This is a genomic window from uncultured Roseovarius sp. (assembly GCF_913054395.1).
GTDB lineage: Bacteria > Pseudomonadota > Alphaproteobacteria > Rhodobacterales > Rhodobacteraceae > Roseovarius.
Genome location: NZ_CAJXIP010000247.1, coordinates 1 through 3,025, shown reverse-complemented (window position 1 = coordinate 3,025; position 3,025 = coordinate 1). Strand labels below are relative to the sequence as shown.

Here is a 3,025-nt window from a genome sequence, read left to right as displayed (position 1 = left end):
TGGCACAGAACCCGCGCCTCGGCAACGCCTAGCAACGGCGAAAACCTCGCATTGCCCACTTGCGCAGGTCGGGGCGATCAGATAATCGACAGCGACCACCTTCGGCGGCGAGTTGGCGGAGTGGTTACGCAGCGGATTGCAAATCCGTGTACACCGGTTCGATTCCGGTACTCGCCTCCATTTAAAATCAATGACTTAGCGGATTTTCGGCAATTGCGTAGACGAGAGTCTAAACAAATGTCTAAACATTCTGTTTTTGTTCCGCTCTTTTTCGCTGCGCTTCGATGGCCCTGATTTTCTGCCTTATGGGATATCTCCTTCTGAGATGCTGCTCTGCGGCATTAATGTGCGGCCTAGGCTCAGAAATGCCTTCACTTATGAAAAACGTGCATATGCCCGCGCTGTCTCGCGGCGGCCTTCCAGTGTTTCTTGCGCACACCTTCAGGTTCCAGGTGCGCGTATTTTCCGCCAGAGAACTTGGGCCAATCGAGCGCCATTCCCCTTCCGACCATTTCCGCGCTTAGATCGCGACCGTCAGGTAGAAAGCACGTCGCAACCACCCGATCATAGGAAATCTCAGGTTCGATCTCGGCGGTGATGATTTGCCCTTTGCAGAGTGCAACCAATTCCCATTTTGCTTTCTTCCCCCAAGGATGCTCAAGCTCTGGCGCGTCGATCCCCGCCAAACGCAATCTCACCTTACCAATCTGTATCGTGTCCCCGTCGATCACATAGCATTTGCCGGTGAGCGTGGTTTCGTGCACTAGGCTTGGCTGTTCAGGGGCACTAGCAACAGGTCGTGAAGGAGTGACTGGACTTGGGGACTGTGATTTGGGCGCCCGCCGCCGGACATAGGGGGTCGGAACATAGCTCGAGGAGGATTGTGTTTTTCGTTGGGACGAGCCGCTACGAAACAATGCACGAATAATAAGTCTAAGCAAAATGCTGCCCTCAAATTATAGATGGCAACATTTTTCCGCCTAACAGCGACTTTATTAAGGCGAAAACCTGATTGCCGGGCTTGTGGATACCTGCATGCCTGAGAGACCGGATCAGACCCGAAGGCGGGCATCCGGAAATGGATGACTTTCTACAATTACCAACGCCCGCACTCGGCCCTTGGCGGCAGATCACCCGCTGTGCTCTACCGGCTGAGAACTGAAACAACCGACCCCGATCCGCAGGCGCAATGAGTAGCCCGAATGACGCCGGAAACTGTCCAACAAAAAACTGTCCAACAAATGGGGGAAACCCAGTTTACTGCTCGTCCTTAATACTCGCAGTGTTTGATTTACCACTTAACATCATAAAAGTAACACTTTCGCGTGGAGATGATATTTATCGTTTCCATCAAACTTTGTCAGCATCGCACCTGCCGGGGCCGAGAAACCACCGCCGGTCTGATCCTGCCTTGTGATCGGCTGGCGCATGGCTATCCGGCCTGATATTGCTTGGGGGCGCCCATGCGCCCCCTTGCCCCGCTTTTGAACCAAGGACATTGAACCGATGAGCAGGACCACCAAACCGATCAATCTGGCCCTGCAGGGTGGCGGCGCACATGGCGCGTTCTCCTGGGGCGTGCTTGACCATATCCTGGAAGATGGCCGATTGCACATCACCGGTGTCTCGGGCACCTCTGCGGGGGCGATGAATGCCGTGGCCCTAGCCGATGGTTTTACCCGCGACGGGCCGGACGGCGCACGCGCCGCGCTTGATCATTTCTGGCGCTCGATGAGCAAAAGCGCCCAGCAAAGCCCTTTGCGGCGCACCCCGATGGATCGCCTGACCGGCAACTGGGGGCTTGAGAACAACCCGTTTTATCATTTCATGAATGCGCTGTCCGGCGTCGCCTCGCCCTATCAGCTCAACCCGATGAATATCAATCCGCTGCGCGATCTGGTCGAAGATACCATTGATTTTGAAATGGTCCGCAACTGTAAAGCCTTCAAGCTGTTCATCTCGGCCACCAATGTCGAGACCGGCAAGGTCAAGGTGTTTCCCCGCCACGACCTGACCGCCGACATGGTCATGGCGTCGGCCTGTCTGCCAAGCATTTATCAGGCGGTCGTGATTGACGGCGTACCCTATTGGGATGGCGGATATATGGGAAATCCCTCGCTGTTTCCGCTTTATGACAGGACGGGCTGTGACGATATCATGGTCATCCAGATCAACCCGATCGAACGCAAGGGCGCGCCCCGCACACCGCAGGAAATTGACAACCGGCTGAACGAAATAAGCTTTAATTCCAGCCTTCTCAAGGAATTGCGCGCCATCGACTTTGTCGATCGCCTGATCCGCGAAGGCAAGTTGACCACCGACGAATATCGCCCCGTGCGCGTGCATATCATTGAAAACGAGGATGCCCTCAAGCCGATGGGCGCCTCGTCCAAGATGAACGTGGAATGGGCTTTTCTGACCCGCCTGCGCGACATCGGGCGGGACACAGCCAAAGACTGGCTGAAAGCCAATTTCGATGCAATCGGCCAACAAAGCACGGTCGATCTGCGTGCCATGTTCCAAGGCATCGGGGCAGAGCACCAGGGCTAACCGCCGTGAAGGCCAAGCGGCAGGAGCGTTTTGAAAGCTCTTGAAGGGCGCACCAGCTTGAAGCGGTCGGAACCCACCATCGGCCGCTCGTCTTCGACATGGCGGATCATTTGATCTGTAATCTTGCCGCGATAAAAAGGCCTCATGCGGCTTGAAGCCCGTCCTGCCGCCCTCGATTGCGTCCTGTTACGGCATCAGCGTCGAGCAGAAGCCTATGGAAAACCCGCGCATATCCGGATGCAATCCTGGCAAATCCCGCAGGGTTTCAGGCCCGCCGATGCGATGCCGGAACCTGAGTGAAGTACCATTCCACCAAATCCACCGTGATGCTGCCCCGCTCGTGCAGAACCTCCAGGGCATAAAGCGCCAAATCATAATTTTGGATGATCGAGTCCGCAATGACAGCAAGTTTTTTAAGCCTCTCATCAGTGTATTGATCAACTTTGCGCAGGTCGCGGACGAAAAATGCGTCGCC

The 3,025-nt window shown here is 55.4% G+C and carries 3 protein-coding genes, 1 tRNA gene and 1 pseudogene; 3 read left to right on the top strand and 2 right to left on the bottom strand.

The genetic code is table 11. The features are described from left to right. Nucleotides 1–106: 106 nt before the first annotated feature. Nucleotides 107–180 (top strand) — tRNA-Cys (locus tag QZ522_RS18800). Nucleotides 181–371: 191 nt separating this feature from the next. Here the strand turns inward: QZ522_RS18800 and QZ522_RS18795 are convergent. Continuing rightward, nucleotides 372–764, bottom strand: a complete 393-nt coding sequence (locus QZ522_RS18795) for a thermonuclease family protein (protein WP_294615234.1) — start codon at nt 762–764, stop codon at nt 372–374. 258 nt (nt 765–1,022) lie between these two features. On the opposite strand from QZ522_RS18795, the pseudogene QZ522_RS18790 reads away from it, so the two are divergent. Continuing rightward, nucleotides 1,023–1,193 (top strand): annotated as a pseudogene (locus QZ522_RS18790) (integrase core domain-containing protein); the annotation flags it as partial. Nucleotides 1,194–1,506: 313 nt separating this feature from the next. Then, complete coding sequence (locus QZ522_RS18785; RefSeq protein ID WP_294615231.1) at nt 1,507–2,550, top strand: patatin-like phospholipase family protein; 1,044 nt, start codon at nt 1,507–1,509, stop codon at nt 2,548–2,550. Between the two features lie 265 nt (nt 2,551–2,815). Here the strand turns inward: QZ522_RS18785 and QZ522_RS18780 are convergent. Next, nucleotides 2,816–3,025 (bottom strand): hypothetical protein (locus tag QZ522_RS18780; protein WP_294615228.1); only part of this gene is annotated, 210 nt, incomplete at its 5' end.